Origin of the sequence: Pseudomonas sp. NPDC087185 (assembly GCF_044744955.1) — a bacterium.
Taxonomy (GTDB): Bacteria; Pseudomonadota; Gammaproteobacteria; order Pseudomonadales; family Pseudomonadaceae; genus Aquipseudomonas.
In genome coordinates this window covers 398968-418058 of record NZ_JBIUZK010000006.1, presented here as the reverse complement: position 1 = coordinate 418058, position 19091 = coordinate 398968, and the positions used below count along the sequence as shown (strand labels likewise).

Sequence of the window (19091 nt, the reverse complement as noted above, 5' to 3'; positions counted from 1 at the left end):
GAATTGAAATCATTACTATTGCATCCCCGTATTTCCCCGGACCTTCGCCATGAAGCGCACTGCCGCCGGACTTCCCGTCAGTTATCGTCTGGCCGTGGCCTCACGTTGCCTGGCTGCGTTGCTGGGCGGCTATCTGCTGGCGTCTATGGTCAGCATCTGCATCGCGTTGCTGGCGCCCCTGCCACAGGTCGATGCGACGCTGACCGGCTTGCTGCTCTCGTTCGTTTTCTACCTGCTGGCCTTCATCGGGTGCTTCGCCTGCCGCAGCGCCTGGCGGGCCTGGCTCGGCGTGTTGCTGCCAAGCCTGGCGCTGGGGATGGTCAATGGGCTCGCCTACTGGATGAAAAACCCATGAAGGAAGGCTTCCGCCAGGCCATGGCCTGGCTGCACACCTGGACCGGCCTGATCTTCGGCTGGCTGCTGTTCGCCATCTTCCTCAGCGGAACGTTGTCTTACTTCAAGGATGAGATCACCCACTGGTCGCAGCCCGAGGTGCGCAGCCATGCGCTCGATCCGCTTGCCAGCCTGGGCCTGGCCCAGCGCTACCTGGAAACCAACGCCGGGCATTCCGCGAGCTGGATGATCCGCCTGCCCAGTGAGCGGGAAGCCGCGTTGAACGTGGGGTGGCGCGATCCAGAGGGGGGGCGCAGAGGGTTTGTCAGAAAGAGCCTGGACGCCCAGAGCGGCCAGCCGGTGGAGGCGCGTGACAGCCGCGGCGGCGATTTCTTCTACCGCTTCCACTTCGAACTGCAGATGCCGTACCCGTGGGGCCGTTGGCTGTCGACCTTCTGCGCCTTCATCATGCTGCTCGGGCTGGTCACCGGCATCATCACCCACAAGAAGATCTTCAAGGAGTTCTTCACCTTCCGCCCGGGCAAGGGCCAGCGCTCGTGGCTGGACGGCCATAACGCCATTGGCGTGCTGGTGCTGCCGTTCCACCTGATGATCAGCTACAGCAGCCTGGTGCTGTTCATGTACATGGTCATGCCGGCCGGTATCCTGGCCAGTTACGGCGGCAGTACCAATGGCTATTTCAATGACCTGTTCGGGCGCGACGAGGTGCCCAAGGTGGCCAATGTCGCCAGCCCGCTGGTGCCGTTTGAAAGCCTGTATGCCAAGGTCCAGGAACAGGTGCCGGGTGCACGCATGGGCTTCATCCAGGTGCAAAACCCCGGCGATCGCAATGCTCGCGTCACCTTCACCCAGTCTTCGGCCGACAACGTCGCCTACAAGCGCAGCGCCAGCTGGACCTTCGATGGTGCCACGGGGGCGCTGCTGACCCAGGGCGCGCCGGAAAGCGCGGCCATGATGACCTCCTTCAGCTTTGCCGGCCTGCACATGGGCAACTACGCCGGCCCTTGGCTGCGCTGGCTGTACTTCGCCTTCGGTGTGGCCGGCACGGCAGTGATCGGTACGGGCCTGGTGATGTGGCTGGGCAAGCGCCAGCTCAAGCATGCCAAGTGCGAGCGCATACCGGGCGAGCTGCGCCTGGTCGAGGTGCTCAATATCGCCAGCATGAGCGGCCTGCTGCTCGCCGTGGCCGCGTTCTTCTGGGCCAACCGCCTGTTGCCGGTGGGGTTGGCGGGGAGGGCCAACTGGGAAATCAACAGCTTCTTCCTGCTCTGGGCGTTGTCGCTGGTGCACGCTGTGTTGCGCCCGGGCCGCCGGGCCTGGGGCGAGCAGTTGGGGCTGGGGGCGCTGGCCTTTACCCTGCTGCCGTTGCTCAACGCACTGACCACCGGGCAGGGCCTGAACCACTCCGTAGCGGCCGGCGACTGGGCCATGGCCGGGTTCGACCTCACGGCACTGGGCACCGGCGTGTTCCTGGCCTGGGCTGCCAGCAAGATGCTGCGCGCCCCCAAGCCGGTCGCCAAGCGCGCCCCCGGGGCAGCCAAGGCAACGGCTGAAACCGTCGAGGTGAACGGATGCTGAGCATTGCCCTGATCGGTTATGCCGGGTTCGCCGCCTTGTGCCTGGCGATGGACAAGCACTTCAGCGACCTGCTCGGGCGCAAGCCCAAGCCTGGCCAGCTGCGCGGCCTGCGCCTGGCGGGCTGGCTGTTGCTGCTGGTGTCGCTGGTACTGTCGGTGCACCAGCGTGGCTGGGCCCATGGGCTGGTGGAGTGGATTGCGGTGCTGATGGCCGGGGTGACGGTGTGGGTCTTCGGCCTGCCATACCAGCCGCGCCTGCTGCTGGGCCTGGCGGCGATCAGCCTGGTGCTAGGCCCGCTGCTGGCCGTGTTTGCCCGGTGACGCCTTGACTGAACCCGACCGCACCCGCGCGCGCTTCGTCCAGGTGTTCATGGCCCAGCGTGCGCGCATGGAAGCGCTGGTCAGCCGCCGGGTCGGTTGCCGCGCCACCGCATCAGACCTGGTGCAAGAGCTGTTCCTGCGCTTCTGGCGCCGCCCCGAGGTCAAGGTCGAAGCGCTGGATACCTACCTGCTGCGCTGTGCCGGCAACCTGGCCATCGATCATCTGCGCAGCGAAGGCAGCCGCGAACGTGTGGCCGAAGCGTCGCTGCCGCTGGATGACACGTGCTCGGCCCAGGCGCCGGAACAGGCGCTGGAGGTCGATCATGACCTGCAGCGCATCGAAGCCGCGCTGCGTGCCTTGCCAGAGCGTACCCGGCAGATCTTTTTGCTCAACCGCATCCATGGCTGCAAGTACGGCGAGATCGCCAAGGCCATGCAACTGTCCCAGAGCACCGTGGAAAAGCATATGATGCGCGCCCTCGAAGCGTGCAAGGCCAGTGTTGCCGAGCCCGCGACCCCCATGCGCAGGCCAGGGAGCGCCCGTCGATGAGCCATGCAGACTTCAATAGCGCCGACGCGTCGCAAGTGGCATTGCACTGGTTGAGCCGCATCAACGAGCACCCTGAGGCGCAGCACAGCGCGGCGTTCAAGCGCTGGTTGCTGGCAGACCCCAGCCATCGCGAAGCCTATGCCCAGGCACAGGCGCTCTGGCAGATGAGTGCGGCACCCGCCGCGCGTCTGGCCGAGCAAGAGCAGGCAGGCCTGCAACGCTACCTGGAGGCCATGGCCAAGGCACCTGCCAGCGGCCGCTGGCGTCGGGCAGGTGCCCTGGCGGCAGCGGCGTGCCTGGTGCTGGCTGTGAGTGTTGCGGGAGGCTGGCACCCGGGTTACTGGCTGCAGGACCTGCAAGCCGACTTCAGCAGTGCCGACACCCTACGCCAGGTGACCCTGGCCGACCAGTCGCAGGTGACACTGGATGCGGGCAGTGCCATCGCGGTCGATTTCCAGCAGGGTGAGCGCCATGTGCGGCTGTTGCATGGCGCGGCGTTCTTCAAGGTCACGCACACCGGTGAGCCGTTCGTGGTGGACGCTGCGGGGGGCCAGGTGCGTGTGCTCGGCACCGAATTCGAAGTGCGCGACCAGGCTGAGGGGGCACAGGTCACCGTGCGCAGCGGGCGCGTGGCGGTCACACCGGCACAGGGGCAGGCTGCCCGTGAGCTGACGGCCAACCAGCAGCTGGCCTATGCCGAAGGCCAGGCGGGCAAGACCCTGAGCGTGGACAGCGACAGCCGCCTGGCTTGGCGCCAGGGCTGGCTCAATTACTACCAGGTGCCGTTGGCACAGGTGGTCGAAGACTTGCGGCGCTATTACCCAGGGCGGATCGTGCTGCTGGGTGACGAACTGGGGCAGCGCAAGGTCAGCGGCAGTTTCCCGGTGCAGGAGCCGCTGGTGGCGCTGGATTCGCTGGGCAAGGTCATGGGCTTTTCGCGGCAGACGGTGCTGGGACGGTTGACGGTCATCAGGTAGGCGTCGGCGCTGCAAAATTATTTTCAAAAGCGGATGAGGTAACAGGACGTGGCATCCGTGTAATGAGTGGAAGTGCGATTCATTCGCAGTAATAACCCTCTCACAGGTCAGCGTCCATGAAGTTCACCTCGCGTTGCGTCCCCCTCTGGCTCGGCCTTTCTGCACTGGCGGCCATTACTGCTGCCCCTGGTGTGCTGGCCGCCGAGCAGCTTCAGTTGCATACCTTCGCCCAGCCCAGCTTGCCGCTGGCCCAGGCGCTCAACGCGTTCAGCCGCGCCAGTGGGCAAAGCGTGGTCTACACCCTGGAGCTGCCCGCCGTGCAGGCGCCGGCCCTCGAAGGTGCGTTGAGCGCCGAACAGGCCCTGCAACAGTTGCTGGGCAACGCCGGCCTGGCCTGGCGCCGCGTCGATGCCCGCACCTTGACCCTCGAACCGCTGGACACCTCCGGCGCCCTCAACCTGCAGGCCACCACGGTGAACTCGCAGATGGACGCCTACAGCTATCAGCCCCCGGCCAGCGCCTCGATCATGCGCGGCCAAGGCCCCTCGCAGGACATCCCCCAGGCCATCAACGTGGTTCCGGCCCAGGTCATCCGCGACCAGGCCCCGCGCAACCTCGATGACGCGCTGGCCAACGTCAGCGGCATCACCCAAGGCAACAACTTCGGCGGCACTTCCGACACCGTGATGAAGCGCGGTTTTGGCGACAACCGTGACGGCTCGATCATGCGCGATGGCATGCCGATCGTGCAGGGCCGCAGCCTCAACGCCAGCACCGAGCGGGTCGAAGTGCTCAAGGGGCCGGCTTCGCTGCTGTATGGCATCCAGGACCCCGGCGGGGTGATCAACGTGGTCAGCAAGCGCCCGCAGCTGCAGCAATACAACGCCCTGAGCGTGCGCGGCTCGACCTACGGCAGCGGCAAGAACGGCAGCGGTGGCGGCTTCGACAGCACCGGTGCGCTGGGCGACAGCAACTTTGCCTACCGCTTGATCATCGATCACGAGGACGAAGACTACTGGCGCAACTTCGGCGTGCACCGCGAATCGCTGGTAGCGCCGTCGTTTGCCTGGTTGGGCGAGGATACCCAGGTGGTGCTGGCCTACGAGCACCGTGAGTTTCTCTACCCGTTCGACCGCGGCACGGCGTTCGGCAGCAACGGCCACCCGTTGGACATCCCGGCCACGCGCCGCCTGGATGAACCGTTCAACGACATGGAGGGGCGCTCCGACCTGTACCGCCTGGAGGTCGACCATCAACTGGCCGACGACTGGAAGCTGCACTTCGGCTACAGCTTCAACCGCGAAACTTACGACGCCAGCCAGGTCCGTGTGACCGGCGTCAACGAAGCCAAGGGCACGCTCACGCGCAGCATCGACGGTACCCACAACGCCATGAGCCGCGACCAGTTCGCCACCCTGAGCCTCAATGGCAACGTCGAACTGGCGGGGATGCGGCATGACCTGCTGTTCGGCATGGACCACGAAGACCGCAAGGTGTTTCGCGGCGACTTGATTCGCCAGACCGCCAAGTCCACCTTCAGCTATGTGAACCCAGTCTACGGGCAGGAAGTGGAGGGCAGCACGGTACGCGCCAGCGACAGCGACCAGACCGACAAGCTGCGCACCGACGCGCTTTTCGTGCAGGACGCACTGCACCTGGACGAACACTGGATCCTGGTGGCTGGCGCGCGCTTCCAGCAGTACGACCAGTACGCCGGCCGCGGCCGCCCGTTCACGGCCAACACCGACAGCAGCGGCCAGGCCTGGGTGCCGCATGCCGGCATCGTCTACAAGGTCGATGACCAGCTGTCGTTCTATGGCAGCTACAGCGAATCGTTCAAGCCCAACTCCAGCATTGCCCCGCTGACCGGCGGTGTGGTGCTGGATGGTTCCGTGGCGCCCGAAGAGGGCAAGTCGTGGGAGCTGGGCGCCAAGCTCGACATGCCGGGCAGCCTGACCGGCACCCTGGCACTGTTCGACATCACCAAGCGCAACGTGTTGGTCGCCAACTTCGACAGCGGCACCGGCGAGACGGTGTACAGCAATGCCGGAGAGGTCAAATCGCGGGGTGTGGAGCTTGACCTGACCGGGCAACTGAGCGAGCGCTGGAGCCTGATTGGCAGTTACGCCTTCACTGACGCCAAGGTGACCAAGGACCCGGACCTGGAAGGCAACCGCCTGCAGAACGTGGCCAAGCACAGTGGCTCGTTGTCGGCGGTGTATGACTTCGGCAGCCTGTTCGGCGGCGACCGCCTGCGCTTGGGGGCCGGGGCGCGGTATGTCGGCGAGCGCGCGGGTAATTCTACCAACACCTTCGACCTGCCGAGCTACACCGTCGCCGATGCCTTTGCCACTTACGAGACCAAGCTGGACGCGCACAACGTGCGCCTGCAACTGAACGTCAAGAACCTGTTCGACAAGGTCTATTACAGCTCGGCGGTGAACCAGTACTTCGTCGCGATCGGTGATGCGCGGCAAGTGAGCCTATCCAGTACCTTCGAGTTCTGAAGTATTGGGGCTGCAAAGCAGCCCCAATCAGCCGGTAAACGCCGCGCGATAGTCGCCAGGCGTCGCCCCGAGCGCCTGGCGGAAGCGGTTGCTGAAATGGCTGGCACTGGCAAACCCGCACAGCAACGCAACCTCGCCGAGCGGTAACTGGCCCAGCCGCAGCAATTGGCAAGCGCGATGCAGCCGCCGAGCCAGCAGGTACTGGTGCGGCGGCAGGCCAAAACTGCTGCGGAACATGCGCGCGAAGTGGTATTCGGACAGGTTGCAGCGCACGGCCAGTTCACCGAGGGTGATGGGTTGATCGAGGTGCGCCTCGATGTATTCGACCAGTTGCCGCCGCAGGTTCGGCGCCAACCCGCCTTTCAAACGCAGACCCTGACGCAGGCCAACCTGGCTGAGCACCGCGTGGTCGACGATCTCGTGCGCCAGGCTGCTGGCCAGCAAGCGCTCGCCGGGCTCATCCCAGGCGAGGCTGATCAACTGGCGGAAACGCGCCGATTGCTGTGGGTCATCGAGAAACGTCGCCTCCTGCAACTGCAACTCTCGCGGTTCACGGTCAAGCAGGCGCACACAACCGAGGGAAAACTGCGCCTCGCTGATGTACAGGTGCGCCAGGCGGATCTGCCCGTTCACCACCCAGTTCGACTCGTGGCCGGCCGGCATGATGCACAACTTGTTCGGTGCGCCCTTGTCGGACGGGCGCTGGCGGCGGAACGTGCCGGTGCCGTCGGCGATGTAGCACGACAGCGTGTGATGGCTGGGTGCCTGGTAATCGCGGGCATCATCACGGTTGCGCCACAGCGCCGCCGCCAGGCCATCGCCCAGGTGCGCGCTGAGCTCCAGCCGGGCGTGGGGCGAGGCGTGCATGGCGTTGAACACTTGCAGCTGGCTGAGTGGGGTCATGGGCGCTCCTCTGGGGCCCATCGTACTGCGCTTGTGGGGCGGTGACAGCTAGCTGAGATGGAAAAGCGCAAGTTTGTGCAAGCGCATGGCTGTGCGCGCGGGAAACACTGATTGCGCTGGCTTGCCGGCGATGGGCCGCAAGGCGGCCCGATGATCGAATACCTCAGGAGTCAACCGCATGAACCTGTCCCTCTACCTGCTGACCGTCCTGATCTGGGGCACCACCTGGATCGCCCTCAAACTGCAGCTGGGGGTGGTCGCCATCCCGGTTTCGATCGTCTACCGCTTCGCCCTGGCCGGGCTCATCTTGTTCGCCATCCTCCTGCTCACCCGCCGCCTGCAACCGATGAACCGGCGAGGCCACCTGATCTGCCTGGCCCAAGGCCTATGCCTGTTCTGCGTCAACTTCATGTGCTTCCTCACCGCCAGTCAGTGGATCGCCAGTGGCCTGATCGCTGTGGTGTTCTCCACCGCGACGCTTTGGAATGCGCTGAACGCACGGGTCTTCTTCGGCCAGAGGATCGCCAGCAATGTGCTTGGCGGAGGCGCGCTGGGCTTGTTGGGCCTGGGCCTGCTGTTCTGGCCGGAACTGTCGCACCATGCGGCCAGCCGCGAAACCCTCTACGGCCTTGGCCTGGCGCTGCTGGGCACGCTGTGTTTCTCGGCCGGCAACATGCTCTCCAGCATGCAGCAGAAAGCCGGGCTCAAACCGATGACCACCAATGCCTGGGGCATGGGCTATGGCGCGACGATGCTGGCAGGGTATTGCCTGGTCAGCGGCATACCTTTCGACATGGAATGGAACACCCGTTACATCGGCTCGCTGATGTACCTGGTCATCCCGGGTTCGGTGATCGGCTTCACCGCCTACCTGACCCTGGTCGGGCGCATGGGGCCGGAGCGTGCAGCCTATTGCACGGTGCTGTTCCCGTTGGTGGCGCTGAACGTGTCGGCGTTTGCCGAGGGCTACCAATGGACGGCCCCAGCGTTGCTGGGGCTCGTCGCGGTGATGGCGGGGAATGTGCTGGTGTTTCGCAAGCCGAAGGTCAAGCCGGCAATGGTATTGGCACGCTAGGGAAGCCCCCTCAGCCCTTCCATACCTGCGGGTTCACCAGGTCCTGTGGTCGCTCACCCAGCAGCGCCGCACGCAGGTTGTCCATCGCACGGTTGGCCATTGCCTCGCGGGTTTCGGCGGTGGCCGAGCCGATGTGGGGCAGGGTCAACGCATTGGGCAGCTTGAACAGCGGCGAGTCGCTGAGTGGTTCCTTCTCGTACACATCCAGGCCGGCGCCGCGCAGGGTGCCGTTCTGCAGTGCCTCGACCAGCGCCGCTTCGTCGACCACCGGGCCACGGGCGATGTTGATCAGGAAAGCACTTGGCTTCATCAGCTTCAGTTCGCGTGCCCCAATCAGCTTGCGGGTGGCGTCGGACAGCGGCACCACGATGCAGACGAAATCGGATTCGGCCAACAGCTGCTCAAGGCTGCGGTATTGCGCGCCCAGTTCCTGCTCCAGCGCCGCCTTGCGGCTGTTGCCGGCATACAGCACCGACATGTTGAAACCGAAGCGGCCACGGCGGGCAACGGCCGCGCCGATGTTGCCCAGGCCGACGATACCCAGGGTCTTGCCGTGCACATCGCTGCCGAAGTGCGCCGGGCCGACCGTGGCCTGCCATTGGCCAGCCTTGGTCCAGGCGTCCAGCTCGGCAGTGCGGCGGGCGCAGCCCATGATCAGCGAGAAGCCCAGGTCGGCGGTACTTTCGGTAAGCACGTCGGGGGTGTTGGTCAGGGCGATGCCGCGTTCGTTGAAGTAGTCGACGTCGTAGTTGTCGTAGCCAACCGACACGCTCGACACCACTTCCAGCTTTGCCGCACCTTCAAGCTGCGCCCGGCCAAGCTTGCGGCCGGCGCCGATCAGGCCGTGGGCCTCGGGCAATGCTTCGTTGAACTGGGCGCTGATGTCACCGAGTTTGGGGCTGGGCACGATCACGTTGAAGTCTTGCTGCAGGCGCTCGGCCATGGCCGGGGTGATACGGCTGAAGGCCAGGACGGTCTTTTTCATCGGGCAACTTCTCTGCAAGGCATGGTGGAGGTCAGGTCCGGCGCCTTTTGCGGGCAAGCCCGCAAAAGGGCCAACGATGATTAGCAACCTACCATTGTCCACCACCGCAATGCAGCAGCTTTTTCAGGTGGCGATCAGCAGTTCGTGGGTTTTCAGGTCCGCCTCATGGGCGGCGAGGATTTCCGGCAACGAGTTGCGCAGGTATTCGACCCAGGTCTTGATCTTGGCATCCAGGTACTGGCGCGACGGGTAGATCGCATACAGGTTCAGCTCCTGCAGGCGGTAGTCCGGCATCACCCGCACCAGGCTGCCGTCACGCAGGCCGTCGATGGCCGAGTAGATTGGCAGCACGCCCATGCCCATGCCGCAGCGGATCGCCGTTTTCATCGCATCGGCCGAGTTGACCTGGAACGGCGAGCTGGTGATGTTGACCAGTTCCTGGCCTTCCGGGCCGTCGAACAGCCACTTTTCCAGGGGGATCACCGGGCTGACCATGCGCAGGCAGGCATGCTGCAGCAGGTCGATAGGCTTGTGTGCGAAACCGTGCTTGGCCACGTATTCCGGGGATGCACACACGATGCTGTAGGTGATGCCCAGGCGCTGCGACACAAAGCCCGAGTCCGGCAGTTCGGTGGCCAGCACGATGGACACGTCGTAGCCCTCGTCGAGCAGGTCCGGCACGCGGTTGGCCATGGTCAGGTCGAAGGTCACGTCCGGGTGCGACTCGCGGTAGCGGGCGATGGCATCGACCACGAAATGCTGGCCCACGCCGGTCATCGAATGCACCTTCAACTGGCCCGCAGGCCGGGCGTGGGCGTCGCTGGCTTCTGCCTCGGCTTCTTCGACGTAGGTAAGAATCTGTTCGCAGCGCATCAGGTAACGCTTGCCCGCCTCGGTCAGGGCGATGCGCCGGGTAGTGCGGTTGAGCAGCCGGGTTTGCAGATGGGCTTCCAGGTTGGAGACCGCCCGCGACACGTTCGCGGTGGTCGTATCCAGTTGCGCCGCGGCGGCAGTGAAACTGCCGAGCTGGGCTACGCAACTGAAAGCACGCATGTTTTGCAGGGTGTCCATGGGTCACTCTCAAGGTAGAGGACGAAATTGTGTCACGAAGTAACTTAAATGTGCCTTCGACCAAAGCCGGATTATCGCTGTTTCGGTAACAAAGATTCGCAGGAATCTGCGCTTATCGCCAGTGCGGCGGCCCCCTAGAATTGCTCGGCCCCTCCACCTCTTCCTCGGGAAATCGCAGCTGTGCCGCGTCGCATCATCAGAACGCTTCAAGCGTTCAGTGCCTGTGCCCTTAGCCTCACCTTGAGCGGCTGTATCGGAACCTGGGGTATTGCCCCGCAAAGCAAGACGCTGCCAGCCAATACCTTGACCACTGATGCGGCCATTCGCGAAGCCGCCACCGATGCCCACTGGCCCGATCAGCAGTGGTGGCACGCCTATGGCGACCCGCAGCTGGACCGCTGGCTTGCCCTGGCCGTGGCCGGCAGCCCCAGCCTGGCCATGGCTGCGGCGCGGGTGCGTGAAGCCAAGGCCATGGCGGGTGTGGTCGAGTCGGCGGAAAAACTCCAGGCCAACGGCCAGGCAACGCTCAAGCGCCATAACTGGCCCGAAGACCAGTTCTACGGCCCCGGCGCGCTGTCGGGCGCCAATACCTGGGACAACAACGCCGCCATTGGCTTCAGCTATGCCCTCGACCTCTGGGGCCGCGAGCGCAACGCCAGTGAGCAGGCCGTGGACCAGGCACACATGAGTGTCGCCGAAGCGCGCCAAGCGCAGTTGGAACTGCAGAACAACGTGGTGCGCGCCTATATCCAGCTGAGCTTGCACTTTGCCCAGCGCGATATCGTCAAGGCCGAACTCGAGCAGCAGGAGCAGATCCTGGCCCTGGCCAAACGCCGCCTCGACGGCGGCATCGGTACCCATTTCGAGGTCAGCCAGGCCGAAGCGCCGCTGCCCGAAACCCACCGCCAGCTCGACAGCCTGGACGAAGAAATCGCCCTGACCCGCAACCAGCTGGCAGCGCTGGCGGGCAAAGGCCCAGGCGACGGCGCGCAGATCCAACGCCCCAGGCTGGTCCTCGCAGCACCGCTGAAACTGCCGTCGGCCCTGCCAGCCGAGCTGTTAGGCCAGCGCCCCGACGTGGTCGCCAGCCGCTGGCAGGTGGCCGCCCAGGCCCGCGGCATCGACGTCGCCCACGCCGGCTTCTTCCCCAATGTCGACCTGGTCGGCAGCCTCGGTTTCATGGCCACCGGCGGCGGGCCGCTGGAATTCCTCACCGGGCGCAAATTCAACTACAACGTCGGGCCGGCCATCAGCCTGCCGATCTTCGACGGCGGCCGCCTGCGCTCGCAGCTGGGCGAGGCTTCGGCGGGCTATGACGTGGCTGTGGCGCGCTATAACCAGACGGTGATCGGCGCGCTGAAGAACATCTCCGACCAGTTGATCCGCCGTGAGTCGATGAAGGAGCAGTCGCACTTCGCTGCCGAGTCGGTGGCCGCCGCACAGAAAACCTACGACATCGCCATGGTCGCCTTCCAGCGCGGCCTCACCGACTACCTCAACGTGCTCAACGCGCAGACCTTGCTGTTCCGCCAGCAGCAGGTGCAACAGCAGGTGCAGGCCGCGCGCCTGGTCGCCCATGCCGAGTTGGTGACCGCGTTGGGCGGTGGCCTGCAGGCCGGCAAGGACGTGCCTGATGACGAGCGCCAGGCCGCGCCGAAAACCCCGGCCACCCTGGCCCTATTCGACCGCAAGGCGGACCACGCCGAATGAGCACATCGAGCCTGCCGCTGCGCTGGCTGCACAGCCTGGAATGGCGCCGGGGCTTCTTTGCCTGGGCGCGTACCGATGGGGTGACCTGGGTCTACATCTTCAAGGTACTGGCCGCCGCGTTCATCACCCTGTGGCTGGCCATGCGCCTGGAACTGCCGCAACCGCGCACCGCCATGATCACCGTGTTCATCGTCATGCAGCCGCAAAGCGGCCATGTGTTCGCCAAGAGCTTCTACCGGGTGCTTGGCACCCTGGCCGGCTCGGCGATGATGGTCGCGCTGATCGCCGTCTTCCCGCAGAACACCGAGCTGTTCCTGCCCAGCCTGGCGCTGTGGGTGGGCCTTTGTTCGGCGGGTGCCATGCGCTACCGCACGTTCCGCGCCTATGGTTTCGTACTGGCCGGCTACACGGCGGCGATGATCGGCCTGCCGGTTCTGGAGCACCCCGACCAGGCGTTCATGGCAGCGGTGTGGCGGGTGCTGGAGATCGCCCTGGGCATTCTGGTCTCGACCTTCGTCAGCGCTGCGATCCTGCCGCAGTCGGCCAGCGCCGCCATGCGCAACGCCTTGTACCAGCGCTTCGGCGTGTTCGCCGGGGTGGTGGTCGAAGCCCTGCGCGGTGACAGCCAGCGCGATCGCTTCGAAACCAGCAACGTGCGTTTCGTCGCCGAAGCGGTCGGGTTGGAAAGCCTGCGCAACGTCACCGCCTTCGAGGACCCGCACATGCGCAGGCGCTCTGGCCGGCTGGTACGCATGAACAGCGAGTTCATGGCCATCACCACGCGCTTCAACGCCTTGCACCGCTTGCTGGAGCGCTTGCGCGCCCGGGGGCCGCTGCAGATCGTCGGGGCCATCGAGCCTGGCTTGAACACCTTGGTCGAACTGCTGCAGCCGTATGTTGGCCGGGCGCTGACCGACGCCGACGCGCTGCGCCTCACCCTGGAGCTGGCGGCCTATAAGGAGGGCCTGCAATCTCAGGTCCGCAGCCTGCGTGCCGAGTACCTGCAAACCGAGCCTCGCGAGTCCGACCTGCTCGACTTCCATACCGCCTTCGAGCTGCTTTATCGCTTCATCGACGAGATGTACAGCTACGCCGAAACCCATGCTTCCCTGGCCGCGCACACGCACGAGCGCGAGCAGTGGGACGAGCCTTACGTAGCCCAGACCAGCTGGCTGGTATCGCTGGCCGCCGGCGTGCGCGCCTCGGCGGTACTGTTGCTGTTGGGCAGCTACTGGCTGCTCAGCGACTGGCCCAGTGGCGCCATGATGACCCTGATCGCCACGGTGACCGTGGGTTTGTCGGCAGCATCGCCGAACCCCAAGCGCATGTCGTTCCAGATGGCCTGCGGCACGGCGATCGGCGCCTTCGTCGGCTTCTTCGAAACCTTCTTCGTGTTCCCCTGGATCGACGGCTTCGCGCTGCTGTGCATGGTCCTGGCGCCGGTGTTCGTGCTCGGCGCGTTCCTCGCCTCACGCCCGGCATACGCGGGCTATGGCCTGGGCCTGCTGGTGTTCTTCGCCATCGGTTCGGTGCCCAACAACCTGACCGTGTACGACCCCTACACCTTCATCAACGACTACATCGGCATGGTCATCGGCATGTTCGTCTGCGCTGCGGCCGGTGCGATCGTCCTGCCGCCCAACAGCCGCTGGTTGTGGAGCCGCCTGGAGCAGGAACTGCGCGAGCAGGTGTTGTTCGCCATCAGCGGTCGCCTGCGTGGCCTGGGCTCTGCCTTCGAAAGCCGCACCCGCGACCTGCTGCACCAGGCCTATGGCCTGGCCGCCGGCAAGCCGCAGGTACAAAGCGAGCTGATGGGCTGGATGTTCGCTGTGCTGGAAATCGGCCACGCGATCATCGAGTTGCGCAAGGAGCAGGCCCGCGCGCCGATCCACCCGGCGTATGCCGAGTCGCAGCCGTGGCGCCAGGCCATCCGCGTCATGGGCCGCGCCCTGGCGCGGTTGTTCCTGCAGCCCAGCGCCAGCAACCACGAACGCGCGCTGGTAGCGGTCGACCATGCCATCAGCCGCGTGCAGGCCACCGACGAACCCTTCGCCCGGCACTTCGATACCTCGGTGCTGCGCCGTGCGCAAAGCTACCTGCACTTCATCCGTTCCTCCCTGCTCGACCCACAGTCGCCGCTGGCACCGGCGAAAGGATTGCACCATGCCCCGTGAGATCGCCTTCCATGGCGTGTACATGCCCACCATGACCTTGATGTTCCTGTTCGCCCTGGGCCTGGCCTGGGGGCTGGACCGCTTCATTGCCAGCCATGACGGCTACCGCTTCTTCTGGCACCCGGCGCTGTTGCGCCTTTCCCTGTTCGTCTGCCTGTTCGGCGCCCTGGCGCTGTCGATCTACTGGTGAGAATCCCTCGATGAAAAAGTTCTTCAGCCTGATCGCCACCTTGCTGGTGCTGACCGCTGCCGTGGTGATCGGTCGCCAGTTGTGGCTGCACTACATGACCACGCCCTGGACCCGTGACGGCCGCGTGAGGGCCGACATCATCAACGTGGCCGCCGACGTACCCGGTTATGTGGTGGACGTACCGGTCAAGGACAACCAGCGGGTCAAGAAGGGCGACGTGTTGATCCAGGTCGACCCCGAGCACTATCAGCTGGCCGTCGACCAGGCCAAGGCGCTGGTCGCCTCGCGCAAGGCCACGTGGGAGATGCGCAAGGTCAACGCCCGGCGACGCGCCGACATGGACAACCTGGTGATCTCCAAGGAAAACCGCGACGACGCCAGCAACATCGCCAACGCCGCCCTGGCTGATTACCAACAGGCCCAGGCCGAGTTGGCGGCAGCCGAGCTGAACCTCAAACGCACGCATATCGTCGCCACGGTGGATGGCTATGTGACCAACCTCAACATCCACAAGGGCGACTACGCGCGCACCGGTGAAGCGGTGATGGCGGTGGTCGATGAGCAGTCGTTCTGGGTGTATGGGTTCTTTGAAGAGACCAAGCTGCCGCACGTGAAGGTCGGCGACCAGGCCGAGCTGCAGATGATGAGCGGCGAGCGTATCAAGGGCCATGTGGAGAGCATCGCCCGCGGCATCTATGACCGCGACAACCCGCAGAGCCGCGAGCTGATTGCCGATGTCAACCCGACCTTCAACTGGGTGCGCCTGGCGCAGCGGGTGCCGGTGCGGATTCACATCGATGAAGTGCCGGAAGGTTTTTTGCTGGCGGCGGGGACGACGTGTACGGTGGTGGTGAAGCCGAGTGAGGGGTGATCAATTGTCTACTGCAGTCCCTCAGTCATGCCGAATGCTTCGATTGCACGCGATGACTCGGTCAACAGCAATGTTCGATTGGGGCTAACTATGTCTTTGGGAAGTGGACTACGAAAGGGTAGGACAGAGATGGCATGAGATGCATACGCGTTGCGCTGCACAATGTTGTCTCCGCATTGCCCGCCAAGCGCTCGAGCGTTCGCTGTCAGTGTTCCGGAAAAGAAATGGCTCATTCGTTCACTGCAGCGGACCGCTCAGAGATCGAGAAAGCTAAAAACTCCATCAAGGCCAAACGTCATGTGGCCACGCCGGACAAAGTCATTTCTGATTTGAGCTTCGGGTTCTGGGTATCTCTACTAAATGTGCCCTGCTTTGGCTGGGGCCTGACATTCGCCAACGGCACCTGCTCTGTCTCGAGGTCATCGGATGGGTAAACCCCGATTTGAAACCTTGGCTTACCCGTTACGATGGATTTCCTGAAGCATGGTCCAATTGGGTCGATTGCAATCCGTGTATCCCCTAGACGGCTGGGGCTACCAACACCGGCACCTCAACCCGATCAATCACCTTCGCGCTGATCGACGGATCCAGCAACCGCCCCAGCCGCGACAGGTGCCGGTGGCCCATGATGATCAGTTCGCACTGCAGTTCCTGCGCCTTGCCGACAATGGCCTCGACCGGCTGCCCCGCGACCATGCAGCCCTGACTGGCGAAGCCGCCTTGTTGCAGCAATGCAACGGCCTCGGCCACGGCGCGGTCGCCCAGGCGCTGTTCTTCGCAGGCAGCGGGGTATTCCTCCAGCTCCTCGGCAGTGTAGGGCGCGGGCTTGTCGTGCACGGCGAAGGTCGAGTCGATGGCCAGCAACACATGCAGTTCGTGTTCATCAGAGCGGCAGTAGCGGCGGGCGAGGGTGAGCAGGGCGGTGGAGGCGGGGGAGGCGTCGATGGCGATCAGGACGGGGCTGGGCATGCGGGATCCTTGCTGAAGCAGGCTGATGGGTTGTCTGTACTGGCCCTTTCGCGGGGCAAGCCCGCTCCCACAGTTAGCTGCATAATCCTTGAGATCAGTCATGTGCCTGTGGAAGCGGGCTTGTCCCGCGAAGGGGCCAGTAGCGTCACTGCATCACTTATGGCCTATTGAGGTATTGAGATAAATGCCCCACCACGCACGACCGCATTGCGTCTGGTGCAATCATCCGACCTGTTAATATCGCCATTCCCACAACCGCCACGGAAATCGGCCATGCATCTCCCGGACATGAACCTGCTCGTCGCCCTCGACGCCCTGCTCGATGAAGGCAGCGTGGTCGGTGCGGCGCAGCGCATGAACCTGAGCCCGGCGGCAATGAGCCGGACCCTGGGGCGTATCCGCGAAGCCCTCGGTGACCCGATCCTGGTGCGTGCCGGCCGGGGCCTGGTGCCGACGCCACGGGCGCTGGCGTTGCGCGAGCAGGTGGCAGTGCTGGTGGAGCAGGCCGGGCAGGTGTTCCGCAGTGCCGATGAAGTCGACCTGCCCAAGCTCGACCGGGCGTTCAATATCCGCACCAACGACCTGTTCATCGCCCTCTACGGGGCCATGCTGTTGCGCCGGATGCACGAGCAGGCACCGCGCACCGTGCTGCGTTTCGTACCGGAAAGCCCAGGCGGCGATGACGACAGCGTGCTGCGCGACGGGCGCACCGACCTGATCATCAGCTCGACCGTCGACCTGGGCCCGGAGATCAAGGTGCAGAGCCTGTTCCAGACCTACTATGTGGGCTTGGCGCGGCGTGACCACCCGATCTTCGACCAGCCGATCACGCCACAGAGCTTTGCCAGTTATCCACAGATCAGCGTGTCCCGGCGTGGCCGCGCCAATGGGCCGATTGATGTGGAGCTGGCCAGTTTCAAGGTGCAGCGGCGCGTGGCGCTGATCACCCCGAGCTTCCACTCGGCGCTGTTCTCGCTGCCGGATTCAGACCTGATCCTGCCGATGCCGGCCAACATCCTCAATAGCGTGCACAAGCTGGGCTTGCCGCTGCGTTCCTTTGAAATCCCGGTGCCGCTGGAGCGGGTGAATGTGCTGCAGGCATGGCACCCGCGTTTCCACAATGACCCGGCGCACCGCTGGTTGCGCCAGACCTTGAAAGCGTGTTGCAGCGTGGACCCATGATGCGGATTGCGTCAGGCGCAACATAAACCTGCCGAGAAGTCAGTTTTCGTAAGCATTCGACCTTCTTAGACTTGCTCCAGCTGAAAATTTGTTGCTGGAGATGTCTACCCATGAGTTCCCTGTCCGCGCCTGCTGCCGTGATCGCCGCCGCCCCTGCGCCGGCCGCCCCCGCGCAGACGGCGTTCGGCCTGCGGGTGGTGGTGGGGCTGTTCGGCGTGTTGTTGGCGGTTCTTTGTGCCGGCCTCAACGAGTCGGTGACCAAGATTTCCCTGGCCGATATCCGCGGCGCCATGGGCATCGGTGCCGACGAGGGCGCCTGGCTGCTGGCGGTGTACAGCGCCGCATCGGTCTCGGCGATGGCCTTCGCGCCGTGGCTGGCCACCACCTTTTCCCTGCGTCGCTTCACCCTTGGCGCGGTCGGCCTATTCGCCGTGCTCGGCCTGCTGCAACCGTTCGCCCCCAACCTGCACAGCCTGATGCTGCTGCGCATTCTCCAGGGGTTTGCCTCGGGTGCCTTGCCACCCATGCTGATGAGCGTGGCGCTGCGTTTTCTGCCGCCGGGCATCAAGGTCTACGGCTTGGCCTGCTATGCCCTGACCGCCACCTTTGGCCCAAACCTTGGCACGCCATTGGCCGGGTTGTGGACCGAATACGTCGGTTGGCAGTGGGCGTTCTGGCAGATCATCCTGCCCTCGGCGCTGGCCATGTTCTGTGTTGGCTGGGGCTTGCCGCAGGACCCGTTGCGCCTGGAGCGGTTCAAGCAGTTCGACTGGCGAGGTGTACTGCTCGGCCTGCCAGCAATCAGTTGCATCGTCCTGGGCCTCTCGCTGGGGGACCGCTGGGGTTGGTTCGACTCGCAACTGATCTGCTGGCTGCTCGGCGGCGGCCTGCTGCTGCTGGTGCTGTTTCTGTACAACGAATGGTCCGAGCCGCTGCCGTTCTTCCAACTGCGGATGCTGTCGCGGCGTAACCTGAGCTTTGCCCTGGTGACCTTGGCCGGCGTGCTGATCGTGTTGTCCGGCGTGAGCAGCATTCCATCGGCCTACCTTGCGCAGATACAGGGTTATCGCCCGGCGCAAACCAGCCCTCTGATGATGCTGGTAGCCATGCCGCAGTTGATCGCCCTGCCGCTCACGGCCGCACTGTGCAACCTCCGCGCAGTGGACTGCCGCTGGGTGCTGGCCACGGGGCTGGCGATGCTGGCGGTGTCGTGCGTCGGCAGCAGCCTGCTGACCTCCGAGTGGATCCGTGGCGACTTCTACCCGTTCTACCTGCTGCAGGTGTTCGGCCAGCCGATGGCGGTGTTGCCACTGCTGATGTTGTCCACCAATGGCATGACCCCACAGGAAGGCCCGTTCGCCTCCAGTTGGTTCAACACCGTGAAGGGCCTGGCTGCGGTCATCGCCGGTGGCCTGCTGGACGCCCTGGGTACGCTGCGTCGGCACTTTCATTCCAACCACCTGGTGGACAGCCTGGGCAATGCCCCGCTGATCGACGACAACGCTGCCGGCCTCGCCAAACGCATCCATGACCAGGCGCTGGTGCTGACCTCGGCCGACCTCTATCTGGTCATGGCCTGCATCGCTGTGGCGCTGATCTGCCTGATTCCTTTCGTGCCTACCCGGGTCTATCCGCCGCGTGCGGTGGCCTGAACCCTGGATGAATTCGAGACACT

18 protein-coding genes are annotated in these 19091 nt (G+C 64.6%); 14 read left to right on the top strand and 4 right to left on the bottom strand.

Going from position 1 to position 19091, the window contains the following annotated elements; all coding sequences use genetic code 11:
* Positions 1 to 49 precede the first annotated feature (49 nt).
* From ACIPIJ_RS22100 to ACIPIJ_RS22075, 6 genes are all read left to right on the top strand, one after another.
* Entirely contained in the window at positions 50 to 355 is a 306-nt protein-coding gene (locus ACIPIJ_RS22100) for a DUF3649 domain-containing protein (RefSeq protein WP_401080505.1), read from the top strand.
* Positions 352 to 1932 (top strand): PepSY-associated TM helix domain-containing protein, encoded by a 1581-nt coding sequence (locus ACIPIJ_RS22095; RefSeq protein ID WP_401080503.1) that lies wholly within the window; start codon positions 352 to 354, stop codon positions 1930 to 1932. The genes ACIPIJ_RS22100 and ACIPIJ_RS22095 overlap by 4 nt, the downstream gene beginning before the upstream one ends.
* The gene (locus ACIPIJ_RS22090) at positions 1926 to 2252 is read left to right on the top strand and encodes a DUF3325 domain-containing protein (protein ID WP_401080501.1); all 327 of its coding nucleotides are present in this window, start codon (positions 1926 to 1928) and stop codon (positions 2250 to 2252) included. The genes ACIPIJ_RS22095 and ACIPIJ_RS22090 overlap by 7 nt, the downstream gene beginning before the upstream one ends.
* A 49-nt stretch (positions 2253 to 2301) precedes the next feature.
* On the top strand, positions 2302 to 2802 hold the full coding sequence (locus ACIPIJ_RS22085) for an RNA polymerase sigma factor (protein WP_401080691.1): 501 nt from the start codon (positions 2302 to 2304) through the stop codon (positions 2800 to 2802).
* Entirely contained in the window at positions 2799 to 3779 is a 981-nt protein-coding gene (locus ACIPIJ_RS22080; RefSeq protein ID WP_401080499.1) for a FecR family protein, read from the top strand. Before ACIPIJ_RS22085 ends, ACIPIJ_RS22080 begins: the two co-directional genes overlap by 4 nt.
* A 116-nt stretch (positions 3780 to 3895) precedes the next feature.
* The gene (locus ACIPIJ_RS22075; protein ID WP_401080497.1) at positions 3896 to 6286 is read left to right on the top strand and encodes a TonB-dependent siderophore receptor; all 2391 of its coding nucleotides are present in this window, start codon (positions 3896 to 3898) and stop codon (positions 6284 to 6286) included.
* Positions 6287 to 6313: 27 nt separating this feature from the next.
* Here the strand turns inward: ACIPIJ_RS22075 and ACIPIJ_RS22070 are convergent, their stop codons facing one another.
* On the bottom strand, positions 6314 to 7189 hold the full coding sequence (locus tag ACIPIJ_RS22070; protein ID WP_401080495.1) for a helix-turn-helix domain-containing protein: 876 nt from the start codon (positions 7187 to 7189) through the stop codon (positions 6314 to 6316).
* Between the two features lie 178 nt (positions 7190 to 7367).
* Between ACIPIJ_RS22070 and ACIPIJ_RS22065 the strand changes: the two genes are divergently transcribed.
* On the top strand, positions 7368 to 8264 hold the full coding sequence (locus ACIPIJ_RS22065; protein ID WP_401080493.1) for a DMT family transporter: 897 nt from the start codon (positions 7368 to 7370) through the stop codon (positions 8262 to 8264).
* 10 nt (positions 8265 to 8274) lie between these two features.
* On the opposite strand, the gene ACIPIJ_RS22060 is transcribed toward ACIPIJ_RS22065, so the two are convergent.
* A complete protein-coding gene (locus ACIPIJ_RS22060) occupies positions 8275 to 9249 on the bottom strand; it encodes a 2-hydroxyacid dehydrogenase (RefSeq protein ID WP_401080491.1) in 975 nt (324 codons plus the stop codon).
* Positions 9250 to 9372: 123 nt separating this feature from the next.
* The gene (locus ACIPIJ_RS22055) at positions 9373 to 10320 is read right to left on the bottom strand and encodes a LysR family transcriptional regulator (RefSeq protein WP_401080489.1); all 948 of its coding nucleotides are present in this window, start codon (positions 10318 to 10320) and stop codon (positions 9373 to 9375) included.
* A 180-nt stretch (positions 10321 to 10500) separates the two neighbouring features.
* Here ACIPIJ_RS22055 and ACIPIJ_RS22050 point away from each other — a divergent pair, with 180 nt between their 5' ends.
* From ACIPIJ_RS22050 to ACIPIJ_RS22030, 5 genes are all read left to right on the top strand, one after another.
* The gene (locus ACIPIJ_RS22050) at positions 10501 to 12030 is read left to right on the top strand and encodes an efflux transporter outer membrane subunit (protein ID WP_401080488.1); all 1530 of its coding nucleotides are present in this window, start codon (positions 10501 to 10503) and stop codon (positions 12028 to 12030) included.
* Positions 12027 to 14204 (top strand): FUSC family protein, encoded by a 2178-nt coding sequence (locus ACIPIJ_RS22045; RefSeq protein WP_401080486.1) that lies wholly within the window; start codon positions 12027 to 12029, stop codon positions 14202 to 14204. Before ACIPIJ_RS22050 ends, ACIPIJ_RS22045 begins: the two co-directional genes overlap by 4 nt.
* A complete protein-coding gene (locus tag ACIPIJ_RS22040; protein ID WP_401080484.1) occupies positions 14194 to 14394 on the top strand; it encodes a DUF1656 domain-containing protein in 201 nt (66 codons plus the stop codon). Before ACIPIJ_RS22045 ends, ACIPIJ_RS22040 begins: the two co-directional genes overlap by 11 nt.
* Positions 14395 to 14404: 10 nt before the next feature.
* Positions 14405 to 15265 (top strand): efflux RND transporter periplasmic adaptor subunit, encoded by an 861-nt coding sequence (locus ACIPIJ_RS22035; protein WP_401080482.1) that lies wholly within the window; start codon positions 14405 to 14407, stop codon positions 15263 to 15265.
* Between the two features lie 224 nt (positions 15266 to 15489).
* The gene (locus ACIPIJ_RS22030) at positions 15490 to 15699 is read left to right on the top strand and encodes a hypothetical protein (protein ID WP_401080481.1); all 210 of its coding nucleotides are present in this window, start codon (positions 15490 to 15492) and stop codon (positions 15697 to 15699) included.
* An 85-nt stretch (positions 15700 to 15784) separates the two neighbouring features.
* Here ACIPIJ_RS22030 and ACIPIJ_RS22025 read toward each other — a convergent pair whose 3' ends face one another.
* The gene (locus tag ACIPIJ_RS22025; protein WP_401080479.1) at positions 15785 to 16234 is read right to left on the bottom strand and encodes a universal stress protein; all 450 of its coding nucleotides are present in this window, start codon (positions 16232 to 16234) and stop codon (positions 15785 to 15787) included.
* Between the two features lie 273 nt (positions 16235 to 16507).
* On the opposite strand from ACIPIJ_RS22025, the gene ACIPIJ_RS22020 reads away from it, so the two are divergent.
* Both ACIPIJ_RS22020 and ACIPIJ_RS22015 read left to right on the top strand, forming a co-directional pair.
* Positions 16508 to 17416: a LysR family transcriptional regulator gene (locus ACIPIJ_RS22020; RefSeq protein WP_401080477.1), complete on the top strand. Its 909-nt coding sequence runs from the start codon at positions 16508 to 16510 to the stop codon at positions 17414 to 17416.
* Positions 17417 to 17526: 110 nt separating this feature from the next.
* Positions 17527 to 19068 carry an MFS transporter gene (locus tag ACIPIJ_RS22015; protein ID WP_401080475.1) on the top strand — a complete coding sequence of 514 codons (1542 nt, stop codon included), beginning with the start codon at positions 17527 to 17529 and terminating at the stop codon, positions 19066 to 19068.
* The last annotated feature ends 23 nt before the right edge of the window (positions 19069 to 19091 follow it).

What these genes read in the sequence shown, in the direction of transcription:
- ACIPIJ_RS22100 (WP_401080505.1), top strand. Translation starts at nt 50, where the DNA reads ATGAAGCGCACTGCCGCCGGACTTCCCGTCAGTTATCGTCTGGCCGTG.
- ACIPIJ_RS22095 (WP_401080503.1), top strand. Translation starts at nt 352, where the DNA reads ATGAAGGAAGGCTTCCGCCAGGCCATGGCCTGGCTGCACACCTGGACC.
- ACIPIJ_RS22090 (WP_401080501.1), top strand. Translation starts at nt 1,926, where the DNA reads ATGCTGAGCATTGCCCTGATCGGTTATGCCGGGTTCGCCGCCTTGTGC.
- ACIPIJ_RS22085 (WP_401080691.1), top strand. Translation starts at nt 2,302, where the DNA reads ATGGCCCAGCGTGCGCGCATGGAAGCGCTGGTCAGCCGCCGGGTCGGT.
- ACIPIJ_RS22080 (WP_401080499.1), top strand. Translation starts at nt 2,799, where the DNA reads ATGAGCCATGCAGACTTCAATAGCGCCGACGCGTCGCAAGTGGCATTG.
- ACIPIJ_RS22075 (WP_401080497.1), top strand. Translation starts at nt 3,896, where the DNA reads ATGAAGTTCACCTCGCGTTGCGTCCCCCTCTGGCTCGGCCTTTCTGCA.
- ACIPIJ_RS22070 (WP_401080495.1), bottom strand. Translation starts at nt 7,189, where the DNA reads ATGACCCCACTCAGCCAGCTGCAAGTGTTCAACGCCATGCACGCCTCG.
- ACIPIJ_RS22065 (WP_401080493.1), top strand. Translation starts at nt 7,368, where the DNA reads ATGAACCTGTCCCTCTACCTGCTGACCGTCCTGATCTGGGGCACCACC.
- ACIPIJ_RS22060 (WP_401080491.1), bottom strand. Translation starts at nt 9,249, where the DNA reads ATGAAAAAGACCGTCCTGGCCTTCAGCCGTATCACCCCGGCCATGGCC.
- ACIPIJ_RS22055 (WP_401080489.1), bottom strand. Translation starts at nt 10,320, where the DNA reads ATGGACACCCTGCAAAACATGCGTGCTTTCAGTTGCGTAGCCCAGCTC.
- ACIPIJ_RS22045 (WP_401080486.1), top strand. Translation starts at nt 12,027, where the DNA reads ATGAGCACATCGAGCCTGCCGCTGCGCTGGCTGCACAGCCTGGAATGG.
- ACIPIJ_RS22040 (WP_401080484.1), top strand. Translation starts at nt 14,194, where the DNA reads ATGCCCCGTGAGATCGCCTTCCATGGCGTGTACATGCCCACCATGACC.
- ACIPIJ_RS22035 (WP_401080482.1), top strand. Translation starts at nt 14,405, where the DNA reads ATGAAAAAGTTCTTCAGCCTGATCGCCACCTTGCTGGTGCTGACCGCT.
- ACIPIJ_RS22030 (WP_401080481.1), top strand. Translation starts at nt 15,490, where the DNA reads ATGGCTCATTCGTTCACTGCAGCGGACCGCTCAGAGATCGAGAAAGCT.
- ACIPIJ_RS22025 (WP_401080479.1), bottom strand. Translation starts at nt 16,234, where the DNA reads ATGCCCAGCCCCGTCCTGATCGCCATCGACGCCTCCCCCGCCTCCACC.
- ACIPIJ_RS22020 (WP_401080477.1), top strand. Translation starts at nt 16,508, where the DNA reads ATGCATCTCCCGGACATGAACCTGCTCGTCGCCCTCGACGCCCTGCTC.
- ACIPIJ_RS22015 (WP_401080475.1), top strand. Translation starts at nt 17,527, where the DNA reads ATGAGTTCCCTGTCCGCGCCTGCTGCCGTGATCGCCGCCGCCCCTGCG.